The following is an 18576-nucleotide window of genomic DNA, read 5'->3' as shown; positions in this document are numbered from 1 at the left end:
TCCAGCGGGGTGGAGGTTCAAGAGCTTGTGACAGAGGACACACGAGTCGGCGGGCTGGTGAGCATTGGGGAATTGGCACGCCGAACCGGGTTTTCGGTGCGCACCATCCGGTTCTACTGCGACGAAGGCATTCTCGAACCCCAGCGCAGCGCCGGTGGGCATCGGATGTTCGACGCCGACGACGCCACCGAACGATTGCTGCTGGTACGGCAATTGCGCGCATTCGGGCTCGGACTCGATTCGATCACCGGTGTGCTGCACGAGCAACGGTCGCTGACCGAGGTGATCGCCGCCGAAAGTGCGCGCCTGGACGACGAATTGCGGACCCTCGCGTGGCGGCGGGCCTCATTGCGGGCCATCGAAACGACCACTGCCGCACAGCGAACCGAGCGGCTCGCGCTGCTGGCCGTCGCCCAGGACGGCACGGCGCTCCACGAATCCCTCGTCCGATTCTGGCAGCGGGTCCTCGCGCCGCTCCCCCGAGCCGCCAGCGATCCGTGGATCTACTGGAATGTGCCGGAACCACCCGCCGCCCCGTCCGTCGACGAGGTGGTCGCGTACGCCGAATTGATCGCACTCACGGCCGCTCCGGGCATGAGCAGTGCTGTGCGACGGCAATATTGGCGGCAACGACCAGAACTGATCCGCGATCCGTACGCCTTATACCGCGAGATGGGCGAGCTGATGGTCGAAGTCGTCCATCGCGTCGCGGAGGGAGCACCCCCACAGCCGGGCGCTGAACTCGACCGATTCGTCACCGCCCACGCCCGAGCCCGCGGCGAAAAGGACTCAACCATCTTCCGACAGCAATTACTCACCGACGCAACCGATTCCGACGCCCGAATCCACCACTACTGGACCCTGACCGCCCACCTCCTCGACTCCCGCGTCACCATCGGCCAAGCCCACAACTGGCTATACAACGCCCTCACCCAGTCCACCTGACATCCCGCGCAGGCCAGCGGCAGCAAAGGTCAACGCGCACGATGGCATTGTGCGCGAGCAAGATCCGACACCGGACGAACAGCGATTCTTCAACGTCCTGAGAACGCAAGTGCCCGAGATCGATGATTGGTACCACGTGGACCAAGACGGCACGCTGTGGGTGACGGGGCTGATCCAGTATCAGCGGCCGGTCCCCGGGTTCGTCGACGGGGAGGGCCACTCGATCTGGACACGGTGCGCCGGGTTCCTTTCGGCGTTCAGCCGATGCCAGACCGAGAGCTCGAGCTGACCGCGTCGAAGCCGTTCCCCTCGACCAACTTCAGCGCGTTATCGCCGACACCGGTGGCGCCCATCGAGATCACGTCGTCCGGCCCGAGCCAAGAACGTGAAAGGGCTGACCACTGATAGGTCCACCTCACCTCGTGCTGGGGAAACGCTCTACTCAGGGCAACCCATTGGACCACCAGGCCCGAGGCCGTGCCGAGCCCCGTTGTCCCTGCCGTGAAGAAGCTGCGCTCGCCCCTGCGGCGAAATTCGATATCGGACCGCGACCGTCGGTATTCCTGCGTAGCCGCGACTCTTTCGCGAAACGTGTCGAGCACCGCCGCGGTCTGCTCGGCCGACGCCTCCTCGGCCAACACGACGATCGTCCTGGAATTCTCGTCGACCTCGCTCGACACCCGATGGACTCCCGGCATCCCGCTGAGCGCGCCTTCGATCTCTCTCGATACCGGGTCCTCGTAGGGATGGCTTCGCAGATACAACCCGATCGCCACCTCGGAACCGAGCGCAGGGGTTCCGGATTGGCGAAAGCCAAGAACTGCAACTATCGTAGTTGCAGTTCTTGTCGGCGAGGAGGGTGTGGTGGGGGTCAGTAGTCGGACGGCGGTTGCGATTCATGCGCTGACGATGCTGGCGTGTTGGGGAGATCGGTCGCTGACCTCCGGGGAGATCGCGAACAGTTTGGCGAGCAACGCTGTTCTGGTGCGGCGCATACTCGGTGGGCTGCGCGAGGCGGGGCTGGTGTCGTCCACGGAGGGACGCGGCGGCGGCTGGTCGCTCGCGCGGGCTCCGCACGAGATCACGCTCTATGACGTGTACACCGCCGTCGAAGAAGGTCCGATTCTGTCGCGGCATCCACATCCGCCCAATGCCGAGTGCGAAGTGGGTCGCCATATGCGGGGACTACTCGAGACCGAGTTCTGCGCCGCCGAACAGGCTTTGGCCGAACGGCTCGGCCGAACCTCCATCGCCGACCTGGCCGGGCACGTGACGACGATCGAACGCGAAGTCGCGCAACGGGATCGTTGAGCTCACTCGACAGCGGACGCGGAGAGAAGCCGAGATGACAACGGAGAGTTCGAGATGACAGCGCGAACCCCCGAAGACCTCCTGCCGATGATCACCGACGCGATCAACGCCGGCGATCCGAGTGCGGTCGTACGGTATTTCGACGAGGATGCGTGTTTCGTCCAGGCGGATGGCGTGCTCGTACGCGGACACGCCGCTTTGCTGGCGATGTACGAACAGCGCCTAGCCCTGCGACCCGAGATATCGACGCACGCAGCGAAGATCATCCGGGCCGGCGACGTGGCGCTGGTGACGAATGTGTGGACCACCCGCCTTCGAAATGGCGAGATCGGCGGGCAGGATCGGTTCGAAGGGGTCGCGACCATGGTGTTGCGCCGCCAGGATGATGACAGCTGGCGCATCCTCGTAGACGACTCCGACAGTTGATGCTTCGGTAGCTAGCCTTGGCATCGGGACAGCCGATAGACGGGGGAAGCTGATGGGTGCGGTCGTCGCGCGAGCATGGGCGGGGTGGGTTCGATTCCAGGAGGCGCGCTTTCGGATCGCGGTGTGGCTGGCGATCCCCGGCGCACTCCTGTGGGCCGTGCAGGCTCTCGGCGCGTGGATCCAGTCGCAGGAAGGCAAATGGCAGGACAAGGACTATCTATCGATCGGCGGCTCGACGATCACCGCAGATAACCTGCTGACGATGCTGGCACTGGCGTTCCTGCTCATCACGGGCCTCCTCACCGCCGGCGCGATATACCTCCTGCGCGGCAACAGGTCCGGGCGATATCTGTTGCTGACCGGTGCGTGTTTGGTGGTTCTCGGCCAGTTGTTCGCGGGTGTGCTCGCGGCGATCCCGATCGATGCCTTCTATTACTCCGCCCCCGCCAACGTCGTCTTCGTGACACCGCTGGCGATCTTCCCCCTGCTGACGATCCTGTGCCTGACGCCAGCCGCGCAATCCCCTGCCCCACGGGCGGTTCAGGACTCGTAGCTGAGTCAGGTACCCACCGCCTCTGCTCCGAACCGACGGCCGCAGGAACATTTGTCCAAGCCAGCGGCGCCGTCCGGCGGGGACAGTGCACCTATGACTGTTTCCGAGGACAAATCATATGCCGAATCGCTGAGTCTGGACGGCGGCGCGATACACGTATATCAGGACGGCCCGCACGACGCCCCCGTCCTCCTGCTCATCCACGGCACCGCCGCGTCGGCCGCATCGTGGGAGCCGATGGTTCCGCTGCTGACCGGATCGCATCGCGTCGTCCGGATCGATCTGCCCGGCTGTGGTCGCTCGGCCCACCCGGCCGACGGGAGCTATGCCGTCCCAGACCAGGCTCGCCGAGCGGCGGCCGTGCTGGACCGGCTCGGTATCGAACGCGCCTGTGTGATCGGGCATTCCAGTGGCGGCGTCGTCGCCACCGCCCTGACCGAGCAACGACCCGATCTGGTGCGCGCCGTCGTGCTGATCGGCACCGGTCCCGACATGTCTGCCTACCTCGGACAGGAAGGCGGCATCGACCCGCGTGCGTGGCCGCATATCACCGACGAGCAGTTGCGGCAGGCGGCCGCCTCCGCCTTCGCGCCGGGGTACCGGATCCCGCATACCTTGCTGGATCAGTTGCGCGACATGGACTTACAGGTGTTCGCCGCAACCTCGCAGGCCGTCCCGGCCTACCTGAACGAGCGCGGCCTTCCCGAACGCCTCGCACACCTCGGTAAGCCGCTGCTAGTTCTGTTCGGCGAGCAGGACCAGCGGTGGCGGCCCTCCGCCGCACCCGAGTACCGTGTCGTTCCCGGTGCGCTGGTGGTGATCATGCCGGAGGTCGGCCATTCGCCACCGATCGAGGACCCGACCCGAACCGCGCGAATCCTGCTGTCGTTCACCGGCGTTCACGTGTCCTGAACCGCGGCCGAGGCGTTCGATCACCAGAGCGCCCCTCGATCGAGAATCGAGGGGCGCCCGGGCGCTCTACTAACGGACCAGCGTTTCGCTCAGCCCGTCCGCGGTGAGCTCGAGCTTGCGCGTCACGCCGATCTCGTCGAGGAAGCGCGGATCGTGACTGACCACGATCAGCGCGCCCTCGAATCCGGCCAGCGCCTGGGTGAGATGTTCCAGACTGGGCAGGTCGAGATTGTTGGTCGGCTCATCGAGCAGCAGCAGCTTCGGCGCGGGATCGGCGAGCAGCAGCATCGCCAGCGCCGCCCGCAACCGTTCGCCACCGGACAACGCCGCGGCCGCGACGTCGGCGTCCGCACCGCGGAACAGGAACCGGGCCAACCTGGTCCGGATCTGTTCCGGCAGTGCATGCGGCGCGGCCGCCGCCACATTCTCGAACACCGTCCGTTGCTCGTCGAAGATGTCGAGACGCTGCGGCAGCATCCGCCACGGCACCTTCGGCCCGATCGCCGCGATCTGTTGCAGCAGCGTGGTTTTACCCACACCGTTGCGTCCGGTCAGGGCGATCCGCTCCGGGCCGTTCACCCGTAGTGAGACCGTCGGCCCGCAGGCCAACCGCACCCGGTCCAACTCGATCACATCCTGCCCCGGGTACAGCCGCGTGCCAGGCAGATCCACCCGGATCTCGCGGTCGTCCCGCAGCAGATCCTGGGCATGCTGCAGCTGATCCTTGGCCGTCTCCAGTTTGTCGATGTGGTTGTTGCGCAGCTTGCCCGCCGACACCTGCGCCTGCCGTTTGCGTTCCGCCATAATGATTTTCGGCTCCCGCTTCTGGTCCCACATCTTCTGCCCGTAGCGCATCCTGCGATCCAGTTTGATGTGCGCTTCGACGAGTTCGCGCGCCTGTTTGCGCACATCGCTGCGCGCATCCCGGACCGCCGCCCGCGCGGCCTTCTGCTCGGCCTCGACAACCCGCTCGTAGGCGCTGAAATTGCCGCCGAACAAACGGATCTCGCCTTGCCGCAGCTCTGCGATGGTGGTCATCCGCTCCAGCAGTTCACGGTCGTGACTGACCGTGAGCACTGCGCCGGAGAACTGGGCGACCACATCGTAGAGCCGTTCGCGGGCAACCTGATCCAGATTGTTCGTCGGCTCGTCGAGCAGCAGGATCTGCGGTTCGGCCAGCAGTTCCGCGATCAGCCCGAGCAGCGTCGTCTCACCGCCGGACAGGGTTGCCAACCGGCGATCCAGCTGTGCGGCCGAATCGGCGACATAGTGCAGGCCGAGCCGGCCGAGCAGCGCGATAGCCCGCTCCTCGACGTCCCAGCGGTTGCCGACGAGGTCGAAGTCGGACTCGTCGCCGTCACCGGATTCGATGCGGTGCAACGCTTTCCGGATATCGGCGATACCGAGCACGGCATCCACCCGCTGCCCCGCCGCGAGACCGAGGTCCTGCCGGAGATAGCCGAGGTGGCCGGTGCGGGTGATCGATCCGCGGGCCGGAGTGAGCTCGCCGGCGATCAGCCGCAGCAGTGTCGATTTACCCGCTCCGTTGCTGCCGACCAGGCCGATATGGCCAGGACCGAGCACGCCGTCGAGCCCCTCGAACACAGGTGTGCCATCAGGCCACGAGAAAGTGAGATCGGAAAATGAAATATTGGTCATGGCGACTCCATGAGGTTGCTCCGGAAGACGCGGCACGCGAATGCGGACCGCCCGAGTGGCTACCTCAGAAGATCAACGGCATGACTCCGATCAACGGGAACAAGACTCGCCCAGAATAACCACACCCCCGCGACTCCCGCCAGTGCAATTTCGATCACACACACCTGGCGCACCCGGCCGGGGATGATGTGTGTCGGTGCCGGGAGTTACCGTGAACGGATGATCGAGCGACGCCAATTCGTCTGGGCGGTAACCGAAACCGCAGGGTTCGAGTCGTGCTGGCTCACCGCGAACGGCCTTGCCCTGCACGCCGAAGGCCACGCCGTCGCGCAATCTCCCACGCCCTACTGGCTGTCCTACACGCTCGACACCGACGACCGCGCCGCCACCACGCGCATGACCGTCACCGCGATCACCGGCTCCACCCGCCACGAGTTGGACCTCCGTCGCACCGGGTCACAATGGACGTTCGACGGCGTCGCGCGCCCGGATCTCGACGATGCCCTCGACTGCGATCTGGCCTTCTCGCCGCTCACCAACACCATGCCCATCCTGCGCACCGACCTGCATCGCAGCCCTGGGCACGCGGACTTCCACATGGCGTTCATCGAGGTCCCCAGCCTCGAAGTCACGCTGTCCCTGCAGAGCTACACCCACCTGACCACCACGCCCGATGGCGCGTCCGTCCGGTTCACGTCCGGCACCTACACCCAGGATCTGCTCGTCGACCTCGACGCCATGGTCGTCACGTATCCGACCATGGCGCAACGTGTTTCGCCCAGGTCGTGACCGCTCGTTCGGGTTTGTCGGGTTTCCTTGCGTTTGGGCTTGTCGGCTGGCTTCCGAAGTGTGACTACCCAGTTTTGTGTACCTGCCGCGGGAGTTACCGGGATAGTGCTGAGCACGCCGTGTGCCGTACCCGGCTGTAGGTGCACGTCAGATGCGTGGGGCGGGGTTCCGGCGTGGTCGTCTGGGTTGTGTGGCGAAACCGGCTGGTCTGTACCAAGCGACAGATAGGTGGGGGCTCACAGAGGTTTCGTACTGTTCGCAGGGGCTGTAGCTGCTGTGAACAGTATGGAAAGTCTGTGAGCCCCCACCTCACAGCGCGTCGGCACCGTGAAACCCGCCGAGGCACAAGGCGGGTACCGCCTACGCCTCCGAGCCGATGAAGGTCCGGACTCGGTCGACCAACCCGGCGTTGTCGCGAATCCAGGCGTAATGCGGATTGCGGTGTGCCGCATCGCCGAAACCCAGGTCGATGCGGGTGATGGCGGCGTGGGTGAGTTTTTCGCTCAGGGCGCGGACGCCGTGGGCGGTTGCCATGTTGTCGCCTTCGATGGTGACTACGAGTACCGGCAGGGTCACTCGGGAGAGGTCGGATTCGAAGTCGAGGGGTGAGGAGGGGACACGGTAACGGCCGGAACGGATTTGGGCGGCGAAGTCGCGCATGAGGCGGGTCGAGTCGTTGCCGAGGATGCCCAGACGTCGGCCGGGGAAGTAGCCGACAACCGACCCGATACCGACGGCAAGGTGGGCCGCTGCGAAGATTCCGAGGTTTCGGGGGAACGGCCAGCCGCGGTGGTGGCAGGACGGTGCGCCGATCAGGATCGCCCCGGCGGCCTGGTGCGGCTGTTGCCCCAGGTAGAGCGCGCCGAGTTGCCCACCTAGGCTGTGCCCGAGCAGGTATCGCGGAGCCTCGGGGAAGGCCGCTGCGACCGCCTCGAACAGGGCGGGGTAGTCGAAGGTCACGATCTCGTGGTAGCCGTAGCGCACGCCGCGCCGCGGCCGCACGGAACTCGTTCCCTGCCCGCGCAATTCGCCGAGCACCACTTGAAAACCGGCCTGGAACAACGCCTCCGCCAGCGGCACATAGCCGGCGGCGGGGGTTGCCATGGCGGGCATGCAGATCACGACCGGCGCGGATGGATCCGCGGCTTGCCGGTACATCCGGACCTCGGTGGTCGCACCGTCTGCGGCGCGCACGGTCTCGGTGGTGGCCTCGGCAGCTGGGATCAACGGTCCTCCTCGTTCATGATCATCCTCGACACGCGGTGTGCCCGCTGTCAACGAGGAGCGGCCGGGTCACCGCCGCTTCGGCGTGCAGGTCGCGATCACCACCCCGAGACCGACGATTCCGGCGCCCATGAAACGCAGCGCCGAGCTTTCCGAAACCCCGAGCAGGATCCCGGTGAGCAACGCGCACACCGGCACCACTCCCGCGAACGCGCCGGCCGTCTCGACCGGGATCCGATCCAGCGCGGCGTACCACATGAGGAAGGCACCGGCCGAGGCCACGACGGCCAGGTAGCCGATCGCCGCCGACTCCCCTGCCGTGGGCCAGCGCAGCGCGGGCAGATCGACCGGCACCGCGACGATCGCGCACAGGATCGCCCCGGCTGCGGCCGCATACGCCGCTGTGGCCTGCGCCCCGATCTCGCGCACCAGCGGGATCGCCACCAGCGAGAACGCACATTCACCGGCGAGCGCGCCGGTCGCCAGCAAGAGTCCGACCGGATCGCCCGCGCTGCCGGTCCACTGCACGACGACCGCGCCGGTCGTCACGATCCCGGCGGCCAGCACCGCCTTCGCCGACGGTGAGCGTCCGGCCATGAGCGGACCCGCGATCGCCAGCACCACCGGCACCGCACCGACCACCGCGCCGACGACGCCCGCGTCCACGCGTTGCAGCGCAGTCACGAGGCAGATGTTGAAGCCCGCCAGGCCGGTCGCCCCGAGCACCCCGATCCGGACCAGCTGCGGCGTGCTGACCCGCGGCAACCTTCCGCGGAAGCAGACGACCATGAGCACGGCGGCGATGCCGTATCTGATCGCCTGTCCCGTCAGGATCGGAAATTCCGTCAATGCCGTCGTCGCCGCGATCGCGGACCCGACCGCGACACTGGACCCGAGTGCCAGCAGCGCACCGAACCAGATGCCGGACCCGCGCTGCGCCGCTACTTCGAGGCTCATCCGTGCTCGTTCGGAACGGCCGGACGCAGTGCGGGCACCGGACAGGTCCGCGCGCATCCCGGCACCAGCGCGCCACGCCCGCCGTCCGCCAGATGACGAGATCGCAGCTCCGTCAACCGTTCCGGCGCGAGCACATCCTGCACGACGGACGGATGACAACCGCGCCGCGCGAACACGAAACCGTCGCAGTGATGCGCCTTCTGGTACGAGGGCACCGCTTGCAGCGTCCGGTGCAACCGGCGAATTCGATAGTGCGGCACGGCCGGGTAGAGGTGATGCGCCAGATGCCAGTTGGAATTGTGCGGGGCGAGGAATTGCCGGACGAGCCAGGACGCGTCCCAGCTGCGCGTCGACTGCCAAGGGTCGTCGGAGCGCAATCCGGCGTGGTCGGCGATATCACTCCAGTAACGCAGAATTTGATAGACCGTCGCGTACGGCACCACCCACAGCAGCAGAAAGTCCAGACCGAATCCGGCGACGAAGAATCCCGCGGAGACGACCACGAGGAAAACAAAACGAAGTCGCGTTTCCCGACGATCCTCGTCTCGCCCGATGAGGTCCGCCACGACTTGGAACGGCGCGTGCACCATAAGCAGCGGTTTCAAGAGGTGTTTACCGGCGAATTGCTTCATGTCCCGCGGGTTCACCAATCCCAGGCGCAGGTAGCCGAGCAGTTTCGGATCACGGCGGTCGTCCCACAGATGGCGGTGGTGTTCGCAATGCGCGCAGGTGTACGCGGACAAACCGGAGAACAGCGGCCAGGCGATGAACACCCGGCCCAGCCAGAGATTGAGCGGACCGTGCCGGGTGAGTTTCGCGTGACTCGCCTCGTGCATCAGGCTGCGCAGCGCACGCTGTCTACCTCCCACGATGAGCACGCCGGCCAGGTAGACGAGGGGTTGATAGTCACACAGCACGACGACGACGGCGACGCCGGCGACGACCAGCCAGTCGATGCAGAGACCCAGCGGCCCGTGCCAGTTGTCCCTGCTGTTGTGGATATCTTTGACGGCTTCTTTGGTCTCCGGTGAAAGTTCCCGTTTGAATCCACCGACCTTCGGCTTCGATGCCCGGCAACGTTGCCGAACCCGGTCTTCGTGCTGAATCAATTCACTGTTTTGCGACATGGCTGTATCCCCAACGGTCCGGACTCCGCAAATTCCGAGCAGCAAGAAAAAGACTTCTGATGAATTACCCGCGTATCCCCCTGCACCACCCGACAGAATTATCGAGCTCAGCCTACGTCAGCACCCGAGGACTGGGGAAGCCGTGACAACTGGGGGTAATTCTCATGAACCGTCCGGTCGGAACTGGCCACGTCAACTCGAGGACCGCCGGGAATATACCGGTGGGGCCGGATATTCACACCGGCCCCGCCGAAATTCGTGCTGCCTTTGTCACTCCACCGCTGCCGCCACCGCGATCTCCGTCGGCGGCTGCGCCCGCACCGCCTTCGGCAGGACCAGCGTGCCGATGACGGCCCCGGCGGCGAGCAGACCGGCGGCCAGGCACAGCGACGTGGTGTAACCGTCCGCCAAGGACGCTCTGCTGCTGTCGTTTCCGATGACCTGGGCGGAGATCGTCACCAGGACGGCCAGGCCGAGCGAACCGCCGAGCTGGCGGACGCTGTTGAGCACGCCCGACGCGAGCCCGGACTGTTCGGCGGGCACGCCCGCGACCGCGGCGGTACCCATCGCGACCACCGACGCACCGATCCCGATGCTGCCCACCAGCGACGGACCGAGCAGGCCGGTCAGGAAAGTGGTCGACGGATCCGCGAAGCCGAACCACAGCAGCCCGAGCGCACCGACCAGCCCGCCGACCAGCAGCACCGGACGCGGACCCCACTTCGGGGTCACCACCATCGCGATCCGCAGGCCGATCACGACGCCCACGCAGAACGGCAGGAACGCCACCCCGGTGAGCGTCGGACTGTACCCGAGCACCCGCTGCAGGAACTGGGCGACGAAGTAGAAGCTGGCGATCTGCCCGGACGTGAGCATGAACCCGAACAGCGTGGCGCCGAGCAGCGAGCGCCGCCGCAGGAATTCGAGCGGCACCAGCGGATCCGCGGCTCTTGTTTCGGCCCAGGCGAATCCGGCGAGCAGGACCGCGCCCGCGGCGAACCAGCCGAGCACCCGCAGCGAACCCCACGAATGGCTTTCCGTGGCGATCACCCCGAGCACCAGGGCCGTCGTGCCGAAGGTGACCAGTGCCGCGCCGAGCACGTCGGGGCGGCCGCGCCGCGCGGCCACCCGGTTGTCGGTGCCGCGCTGCACCGCCACCGCGGCCGCGATGACGAACACCAGGTTCACCCACATCACCCAGCGCCAGCCGAGATGATCGGTCAGCACGCCGCTGAGCACCACGCCGACCGCGCCGCCGGCAGCTCCCGCCCCGCCCCACACCGACATGGATTTCGTGCGCTCGGGCCCCTCCGGGAATTCCGAGGTCGCCAGCGCCAACGTCATCGGCGCCAGCACCGCGGCGCCGACGCCTTGCAGCGCCCGCGCCGCGAGCAACTCCCAACCGTGCTGCGCCGCCCCACCCCACGCGCTGGCGAGCGCGAACAGACCGAGGCTCGCGAGCAGCAGCGTGCGCTTGCCGGTGAGGTCGGCCAGCCTGCCGCCGAGCAGCATGAGCCCGGCGAAGGTGAGCAGGTAGGCGTTGATCACCCAGCTGAGCCCGGACGGACCGAAATTCAACGTCTCGTCGATCGCGGGCAGTGCCACGTTCACGATCGAAAGATCCAGGGAGACAAGGAACATCACGAGGAATACGACGCCGAGCGCCCACCCCTTGCGTGCGCCGGTTCGCTCTGTCACGACAAACCTCCATAATTAAGTAACGCGTGTGTTTAATATAGTTAGCACAGCCTTACCTGAGTGTCGAGAGCCTCGATCCGCAGAATGAGAGGGTGAGCAGCAACGTGACCCGCAGGCGCGGCCGACCGATCCGGGTGCACCGCGACGACGTCGTGACCGTCACCACGCGGCTGCTCACCACAGGCGGGGCGCAAGCCTTCAGCATGCGTAAGCTCGCCGACGAACTCGGCGTCAGCACCGCCGCCGTCTATCACCACTTCCCCACCAAGGCGGCACTGATGATCGCCGTCCTCAGCGCCCGCGCGGACGAACTGGATCGCCCGGACCTGCCCGCCGACCCCCGGGACCGGCTCGTCGCGATCGTCGCCTACCTGATCGACGTCCTACATCAAATGCCTTGGGTCGCCGATATTCTCGTCAGCGGCGAATCCTTCGGCCGCGCGGCGATGTGGATTCTCGACGAATTCGTCGACACCGCGACCCGGCTCGGCGCCACCGACGACTACGCCGGCTACATGTACTCCGCCATCTGGCGTTTCGTACTCGGCGAACTCATGATGCGCCGCGCCGAAGCCGAACGCGCCGAAGCCGCGCATCGCGGCGACCCCCGCCCCGCTGGACCGATCAGGCCGACCACGAGATCCTGGCCGAGTTCCCCACCACCGTACGCATGCTCCCGAAATGGGCGACCATCCGCGACGCATACCGCACCACCACCGCGATCGGCCACCTGATCGACGGACTGGTCGCCGGAATCCCTTCCTGAACAACCACTTCCGCCCGGAACCTCAGGTGTTCGCGGCGCGCCGGGCGCGGAAGGCCGCGGTCTTGGCGCGGTTCTGGCAGGCGGTGCTGCAGAAGCGTTTGGTGCCGTTGCGGGAGGTGTCGAGGTAGGCGCGGTCGCAGTTGCCGGCCGAGCACAGGCCGATGCGGTCGGCGTGCTCGCTGCCGAGGACGTAGGCGAGGCCGACGGCGCACGCGGCGGCGATGCCGGGCACCAGCGCGGCGTCTGGGGCGTGGAAGTGCAGATGCCACGGCTGGGTGCCGTGCCGGATCAGGGTCGGTCGCGCACCGTACTCGGTGATCATCGAATTGATCTGGGCGGCAGCGGAATCCATGTCGTCGGCGGTGACCGCGTCGAAGACCTGCCGCAACTGCGCAGCCGCGCGGGCCAGGCCGGGGGCGTCCTCGGGTTGCGCGTGCACGCCGAACAGGGTCGAGACCACGCCGTCCATCCGCGCGTGCAGTTCCGCGTCGTCGGCGGCCGGCGGGTAGGGCTTGCCGCGGCGCTCACCGGGGACCGCGGCGTTGATCAACGCGACACCGTCTTCGACCACACCCAACGCGTGACTGTCTAAATGCACTTGATCAGTCACCTCACTCTCGCTACAGTCGTCACTGTCGTTGATGCTTATGACAGTAACGGAGTTACTCATGTCGTTGACACCCACCCTCGCCCATGCCTGGATCGATCGCTGGGATCGCCAGCAGGAGGGGTACCTGCCCGATCGCGAACTCATGTTCGCGGTGATCGCCGATGCGGTGGCCGCCAACGCGGACCGCCCCGACCCGGTGGTGCTCGACGTGGCATGCGGCCCCGGCTCACTCGGCGCCCGCATCCGGGAACGGCTGCCCCAGGCCCGCGTCATCGGTATCGACGCCGACCCGGTGCTGCTCGAATTGGCGCGCACGGCATACGGATTCGAGCTCGTCGACCACAATCTCGCGGATCCGGCCTGGGCGGCCGGACTGCCCGCCGGTCAGATCGACGCGATCGTCAGCACCACCGCCCTGCACTGGCTCTACTCCGATCAGCTCGCCGCGCTCTACCGCCAAGCGGCGCAACTGCTCCGCCCCGGCGGCATCCTGCTCAACGGCGACGATATGGCCACGCACGCAACGGATATCGACCAGCTACACGAGGCCATCGGCACCCGGCAGCTGGAACGGGAAGGCGTCACGGATCGCGAGAACTGGGCCGACTGGTGGAGCGCCATCACCGCTGAACCGGAACTGGCCACGGCCGTCGCCGAACGCGAAGTCCGCCGCTGGGAGCACCCGTCCGACAGTGGCACCACCTATGAGGAGCACCTGAACCTGTTGCGGGCGGCGGGTTTCCGAACGGCCGGATCGATCTGGCAGTACGGCCGCCGCCACATCGTCGCCGCGGTCAACTGACCCCGGGCTCGCCCACCCAGGACAGCGTCAGACCTGAACGATGGACGTCACCGGGTAATCACCCTGACGCTCCCGGCCGTTGAGGAAGGTGAGTTCCAGAACCACGGCGGCCGCGACGATCTCGGCGCCGGCCTGCCGGAACAGGTCGGCGGCCGCGGCCAGGGTGCCGCCGGTGGCGAGCACGTCGTCGAGCAGCAACACCCGGCGGCCCGCGAGCGGGACGCCGTCGGCGGGGATCTCGAGCGCGGCGGTGCCGTATTCGAGTTCGTATTCGCGCTCGAGGACCGGCGGTGGCAGTTTGCCCGCCTTGCGGACGGCGATCACGCCGGTGCCGAGGCTGGCGGCCACGCCGGCGCCGATCAGGAAGCCGCGGGCGTCGACGCCGGCCACCAGGTCGGCGTCGGGCGCGATGTGCGCGAGGCAATCGATGACGGTGCGGAAACCCTCGGCATCCGCGAACACCGGGGTCAGATCGGCGAAACGGACTCCCGGGGTGGGGAAGTCGTCACGCCAGCGGGTCAAACGCTCGACCGCGTCCGCGGCCAGGCTGGTCCGCTGGGCGGCTAGCTCGTCGGACTCGATCGCCGCGTGCTTACTCATCGACACCTCTCCATCATCACTGCACCCACAGCACCTGTCACCGCTTCAACACCCAGCGGTCCATGTTCCACCCGGTTCCGGCCTGGCTGGGCGCGGGTATCCCGTTCTGCAGGCCGCCGCCGAACGCGATGGTGCGCGGGGTGGCAAACAGGGGGATGCTCGGCAACTCCGCCCACAGCAGGTTCTCGACTTCGGTGAGCAGATTCAGCTGTGTGGTCGAGTTGTCGTCGACCGCAAGCTGATCGGTGATCGCATCGTAACGGCCGTTGCCGAATCGCCCGAAATTGAGCCCGCTACCGGTGCGCAACGAACTGGCCGCGACGACGCCGCTCAGCGACCCGGCCGGCCCGGGCGCGGCCGCGGTACTGGCCAGGATCGCGTCGACCTTACCCTCGCTGAGCTGGGTGGGAACGAAATCCGAGGCACCGGCGTCGACGATCGTGAGGCCCGCCGGTTTGCACGCCTCCGTGATCATCGCCACGGTCTGCGCGCGCCGGTCGTCCGGGCGCAGATAACCGATCCGGATGGTCGGGTTCTGCGCCTTGGACGCCGCGACGGCCTGCGTGGCACCACCCGCGTCGCCGCCGCCGAACTTGCTTCCCGCGCCCGCCGCCGGGCCGTAGTACAGCGAATCCTGTTGCACGATATGGGTGTTCAGCGGCCCAGAACCGAGACCGGTTTTCGGCGCGTCCTTGACCTGTCCCAGCTTCTCGAACAGCGCCTGGCGTGGCACGCACAGGGCCAGCGCCCGGCGCAGTTCCGCGGAGCCCAGCACGCCCCCGGTGGCGAGCACCAACTGCTCGGCGCCGCGCCCGGGCAGGTTCTCCACCCGGAATCCGTCCAGATTCAGGTCTTTCACCGATCCCGCGCCGATATCGATGACGCCCATCGCGCTGTCACCGACCTTGGATTTCAGGTCGACGTTCTTGGGCCACACCAGGATCCGGCCGGTCGCGGGCGTGCGACCCCACCACCGCTCGTTCGACACCAGCACCAAACCGTCCTTCTCGCTGAAGGATTCGATCCGGTACGGCCCGGAGGAGGGGAACCGCGTCAGGTCCAGCTTGCCCGGCTTCAGATTCCAGCCGGTGTTCCAGAACTCGGCGATCCGCCCGATGGCGTTCCCGTCGCCGGATTGCACCGCCGACACGATGTTCGGCACGTTCGCCGCCTGCGCCGCGATGTGCGCGGGCAACACCTCCCCGGCCGCGAACAGCGTGCGCCAGGCGGCGTAGCGCCGATCCGGCCGGAACACCACGAGGGCGTCGCGGGAACCGGGCTGGCAGTCCACCCGCTCGATATCGGCGTAGCCCGCGGTGCTCGCCGCGTCGAACGCCGGAATCGGGCCCCGGTCACCGGGTTTGGTGAACCGGCCGCTGCGCGCCGCCCAGGTGAGCACCAGGTCGTCGCAGGAGGTCGGCACGCCGTCGGAGTACACCCCGTCGGGATTGAGCCGGTACTGGATGGTCTGCTGCTCGGCGGGCGTCTCCTTGGCGGTGCCGAAATCGGTGTCGGCGACCTGCTGACCGTCCGGCCCGGTGTAGAAGAACCCGGTGAGCACCCGGCCGAACACGGCGGCAGCACCGGAGCTCACGCCGAGCGTGCTGCCGCCGTTGTAGGTGGCGATGGTGGCATCCACGGCATAACCGATGGACGGCACCTGGTTCTTGCTCGAGCACCCGGCCGCCAGTCCGGCGGCGGTGACGCCCGCGGCCAGTACCGCGAGCAGGCGGACCGTCCGGCTGCGTGGCTTTCGCATGAACTCCCCTGCCTGTGTCAGTGCCGCCGCTTCTGCCGTTTGCCGCTCGGGCGCGCGCCCGGTCGGGGAGCCTGGCCGGGATCACGGGGCCTGCGCGGCTCGTCGTCGCCGAAGGACCGGCCGGTCGCGGCGGTGACCCGGCGATCGGCCTCATAAGCCGCCCGCGCGCCGGCCGCACCGGCCCGCTTGTTGAGCACCTTCTTGGTGTGCGCGGCGACCGGACCCCAGCGTTCCTTGATCGACACCAGCAGCGGAACCGCAAGGAAGATCGACGAATACGCGCCGACGACCATGCCGACCAGCTGCACCAGCGCCAGGTCCTTCAGGGTGCCGACACCCAGCAGCCAGACCGCGATCACCAACATGCCGATGATCGGCAGGATGCCGATGACGGTGGTGTTGATCGAGCGCATCAGGGTCTGGTTGGCCGCCAGGTTCGCCTGCTCGGCGTAGGTGCGCTTGCTCAGATGCAGCACACCGCGGGTGTTCTCCTCGACCTTGTCGAACACCACGACGTTGTCGTAGAGCACGTAGCCGAGAATGGTGAGCAGACCGATCACCGCGGCGGGCGTCACCTCGAAACCGACCAGCGAATAGATGCCACCGGTGACGATCATGTTGAAGAACAGGGATCCGATGGCCGCGATGGACATGTCCCGTTCGAACCGGATCGCGATGTAGAGCATCGTCAGCAACACGAAGACGATGAGCGCGATCACCGCCTTCTTGGTGATCTCACCGCCCCAGGTCTCGCTGATCTCGGCGACGCTGATCGCGTTGCGCGATTCCGCGCCGCTGCGGTCCTTCGGATGGAAGGCGTTGAACAGCGCGGTCTGCAACTCGTCGGCCTGGCTGGTGCTCAGCGTGTCGGAGCGGACCTGAATGGTCGCCGCCGCACCGGAACCCACCTTCTGCACCGACACCGGCTTGTGCCCGAACGTCGCCGCGTAGACGTCCTCGACCTTCGAGGTGGTGACATTGTCCGCGGCCGGGATGCCGATCCGCGATCCGCCCGCGAAGTCGATGCCGAGGGTGAACCCGCGAACGCCGATGCTCAGCAACGAGATCAGCAGGAACACCGCGGTCAGCCCGTAGTAGAAACGGCGCCGGCTGACGATCTTGAAACCGCCGGTGCCGGTGTAGAGCCGCTCGAAGATGCTGTGCTTGGGGGCATTCGCGTCGTCGATCTCGTCCGCGAAACTCGGCTCCAGGGTAGGGCTCGAATTGTTCATCGTGACGCCTCCCGCACCAGTGCGCCGGTGCTCGCCTTACGTTCCCTGGCTATTTCCTGTACCGCTCCGAGGCCGTTGACCGACGGTTTCGCCCAGTAGGACGAGCGCGAGGCCATCATCATCAGCGGCGCGGTGACCAGGTACAGCACGATCACGTCGAGGACCGTGGTGATGCCGAGGGTGAACGCGAAGCCCTTCACCTGACCGGCCGCGAGGATGTAGAGCACGGCGGAGGCGATGAGGCTCACCGTCTTACCGGAGAGGTTGGTGCGCTGGGCGCGGGCCCAGCCGCGCGGCACGGCCGAACGGAAGCTGCGGCCCTCGCGCATCTCGTCCTTGATGCGTTCGAAGAACACCACGAACGAGTCGGCGGTCAGGCCGATACCGATGATCAGACCGGCGATACCGGCGAGGTCCAGGGTGAAGTTGATCCACCGGCCCAGCAGGATGATCAGGCCGTATACCGCGACGCCGGAGGCGAGCAGCGAGAACCCGGCGAGGAAGCCGAGCATCCGGTAGTAGAGCAGGCAGTACACCAGCACCACCGCCAGGCCGATCGCGCCCGCGAGCAGACCGGCCCGCAGCGACGAGAGGCCGAGCGTCGCCGACACGGTCTCGGCTTCGGAGGTCTCGAACGACAGCGGCAGCGAGCCGTACTTCAGGGTGTTCGCCAGTTCCTTGGCCGAGGCCGCGGTGAAGCTACCGCTGATCTCGCTGGTGCCGTCGGTCTGCACGCCCTGCACGGTCGGGGCGGTGATGACCTTGGTGTCGAGGGTGATCGCGACCTGCTTGTACAGCATGTCCTTGGTGAGCTGGGCCCACTGCTCGGCACCGGTCGACTTGAACTTCAGCTGCACCACGTTCATCGCGCGCCGCGAGTCGAAAGCCGAAGTGGCGTCGGAGATTTCCTGGCCGTCGAGCCTGCTCTTGTCCAGCAGGTAGACGTTGCCGTCCGAACCACAGGTCACCAGCGGCAGATTCGGGTCGTCGTTGCCCGCGAGCGGATCCGGCTTGCCGCAGTCGATCGCGGCCATCGCGGCCTGCTGCACGGTGGGATCGGCGCTCTGCCTGGTCGCCCTGGCCTGCTGGATGTCCTTCTGGGTCTGCTCGCGCGAGGTGAGCGACGGGTCCGGCGCGGGGTTCGGCGTAGTGGGCGCCTGGGCCGGGAACACGCGGTTCTGCGGGGCGGGCGCCTGCGGCTCCGCC

General features: G+C 67.1%; 19 protein-coding genes. 8 read left to right on the top strand and 11 right to left on the bottom strand.

The annotated features are described in order from the left end of the window. Window positions 1-72: 72 nt before the first annotated feature. Window positions 73-945 carry a MerR family transcriptional regulator gene (locus TY25_RS29955; protein WP_042261656.1) on the top strand — a complete coding sequence of 291 codons (873 nt, stop codon included), beginning with the start codon at window positions 73-75 and terminating at the stop codon, window positions 943-945. 257 nt (window positions 946-1202) lie between these two features. Here TY25_RS29955 and TY25_RS29945 read toward each other — a convergent pair whose 3' ends face one another. Next, entirely contained in the window at window positions 1203-1721 is a 519-nt protein-coding gene (locus TY25_RS29945) for a hypothetical protein (RefSeq protein ID WP_042261651.1), read from the bottom strand. A gap of 88 nt (window positions 1722-1809) precedes the next feature. Between TY25_RS29945 and TY25_RS29940 the strand changes: the two genes are divergently transcribed. The 4 genes from TY25_RS29940 (at window position 1810) to TY25_RS29925 (ending at window position 4147) form a co-directional block, all read left to right on the top strand. Further along, a complete protein-coding gene (locus TY25_RS29940) occupies window positions 1810-2256 on the top strand; it encodes an RrF2 family transcriptional regulator (RefSeq protein ID WP_226887255.1) in 447 nt (148 codons plus the stop codon). An 87-nt stretch (window positions 2257-2343) separates the two neighbouring features. After that, entirely contained in the window at window positions 2344-2682 is a 339-nt protein-coding gene (locus TY25_RS29935) for a YybH family protein (protein WP_162184238.1), read from the top strand. Window positions 2683-2734: 52 nt separating this feature from the next. Then, on the top strand, window positions 2735-3235 hold the full coding sequence (locus TY25_RS29930) for a hypothetical protein (RefSeq protein WP_042261644.1): 501 nt from the start codon (window positions 2735-2737) through the stop codon (window positions 3233-3235). Between the two features lie 93 nt (window positions 3236-3328). Further along, window positions 3329-4147: an alpha/beta fold hydrolase gene (locus tag TY25_RS29925; RefSeq protein ID WP_042261642.1), complete on the top strand. Its 819-nt coding sequence runs from the start codon at window positions 3329-3331 to the stop codon at window positions 4145-4147. Window positions 4148-4216: 69 nt separating this feature from the next. Here the strand turns inward: TY25_RS29925 and TY25_RS29920 are convergent, their stop codons facing one another. After that, a complete protein-coding gene (locus tag TY25_RS29920; RefSeq protein WP_042261639.1) occupies window positions 4217-5806 on the bottom strand; it encodes an ABC-F family ATP-binding cassette domain-containing protein in 1590 nt (529 codons plus the stop codon). Window positions 5807-6025: 219 nt separating this feature from the next. Here TY25_RS29920 and TY25_RS29915 point away from each other — a divergent pair, with 219 nt between their 5' ends. Then, the gene (locus TY25_RS29915) at window positions 6026-6595 is read left to right on the top strand and encodes a putative glycolipid-binding domain-containing protein (protein WP_042261699.1); all 570 of its coding nucleotides are present in this window, start codon (window positions 6026-6028) and stop codon (window positions 6593-6595) included. A gap of 360 nt (window positions 6596-6955) precedes the next feature. On the opposite strand, the gene TY25_RS29910 is transcribed toward TY25_RS29915, so the two are convergent. The 4 genes from TY25_RS29910 to TY25_RS29895 all read right to left on the bottom strand — a co-directional run bounded on the left by TY25_RS29910 (window position 6956) and on the right by TY25_RS29895 (window position 11601). Then, on the bottom strand, window positions 6956-7822 hold the full coding sequence (locus TY25_RS29910) for an alpha/beta hydrolase family protein (protein ID WP_042261636.1): 867 nt from the start codon (window positions 7820-7822) through the stop codon (window positions 6956-6958). Between the two features lie 66 nt (window positions 7823-7888). Beyond that, a complete protein-coding gene (locus TY25_RS29905; RefSeq protein WP_042261634.1) occupies window positions 7889-8776 on the bottom strand; it encodes a DMT family transporter in 888 nt (295 codons plus the stop codon). Further along, window positions 8773-9903 carry a fatty acid desaturase family protein gene (locus tag TY25_RS29900; protein ID WP_042261632.1) on the bottom strand — a complete coding sequence of 377 codons (1131 nt, stop codon included), beginning with the start codon at window positions 9901-9903 and terminating at the stop codon, window positions 8773-8775. Before TY25_RS29900 ends, TY25_RS29905 begins: the two co-directional genes overlap by 4 nt. 270 nt (window positions 9904-10173) lie before the next feature. Then, window positions 10174-11601, bottom strand: coding sequence for an MFS transporter (locus tag TY25_RS29895; protein ID WP_042261630.1), 1428 nt, complete (start codon window positions 11599-11601; stop codon window positions 10174-10176). 92 nt (window positions 11602-11693) lie between these two features. On the opposite strand from TY25_RS29895, the gene TY25_RS29890 reads away from it, so the two are divergent. Continuing rightward, a complete protein-coding gene (locus TY25_RS29890) occupies window positions 11694-12335 on the top strand; it encodes a TetR/AcrR family transcriptional regulator (RefSeq protein ID WP_052383273.1) in 642 nt (213 codons plus the stop codon). Window positions 12336-12389: 54 nt separating this feature from the next. Here the strand turns inward: TY25_RS29890 and TY25_RS29885 are convergent, their stop codons facing one another. After that, window positions 12390-12965: a CGNR zinc finger domain-containing protein gene (locus TY25_RS29885; RefSeq protein WP_042261627.1), complete on the bottom strand. Its 576-nt coding sequence runs from the start codon at window positions 12963-12965 to the stop codon at window positions 12390-12392. Between the two features lie 70 nt (window positions 12966-13035). On the opposite strand from TY25_RS29885, the gene TY25_RS29880 reads away from it, so the two are divergent. Then, window positions 13036-13779, top strand: coding sequence for a class I SAM-dependent methyltransferase (locus TY25_RS29880; RefSeq protein WP_052383272.1), 744 nt, complete (start codon window positions 13036-13038; stop codon window positions 13777-13779). A 27-nt stretch (window positions 13780-13806) separates the two neighbouring features. On the opposite strand, the gene TY25_RS29875 is transcribed toward TY25_RS29880, so the two are convergent. The 4 genes from TY25_RS29875 to secD form a co-directional block, all read right to left on the bottom strand. Next, window positions 13807-14379, bottom strand: a complete 573-nt coding sequence (locus tag TY25_RS29875; protein ID WP_014986561.1) for an adenine phosphoribosyltransferase — start codon at window positions 14377-14379, stop codon at window positions 13807-13809. Window positions 14380-14416: 37 nt separating this feature from the next. Next, window positions 14417-16138 carry an ABC transporter substrate-binding protein gene (locus TY25_RS29870; RefSeq protein ID WP_042261623.1) on the bottom strand — a complete coding sequence of 574 codons (1722 nt, stop codon included), beginning with the start codon at window positions 16136-16138 and terminating at the stop codon, window positions 14417-14419. A gap of 17 nt (window positions 16139-16155) precedes the next feature. Further along, window positions 16156-17370, bottom strand: a complete 1215-nt coding sequence (gene secF, locus TY25_RS29865) for a protein translocase subunit SecF (RefSeq protein ID WP_042261621.1) — start codon at window positions 17368-17370, stop codon at window positions 16156-16158. Then, a partial coding sequence (gene secD, locus TY25_RS29860; RefSeq protein WP_042261618.1) for a protein translocase subunit SecD occupies window positions 17367-18576 on the bottom strand: 1210 nt, incomplete at its 5' end. The genes secF and secD, both read right to left, overlap by 4 nt.

This window comes from Nocardia brasiliensis NBRC 14402 (assembly GCF_000308475.2).
GTDB classification, from domain to species: Bacteria; Actinomycetota; Actinomycetes; order Mycobacteriales; family Mycobacteriaceae; genus Nocardia; species Nocardia brasiliensis.
This window is presented reverse-complemented; position numbering and strand designations above follow the sequence as displayed.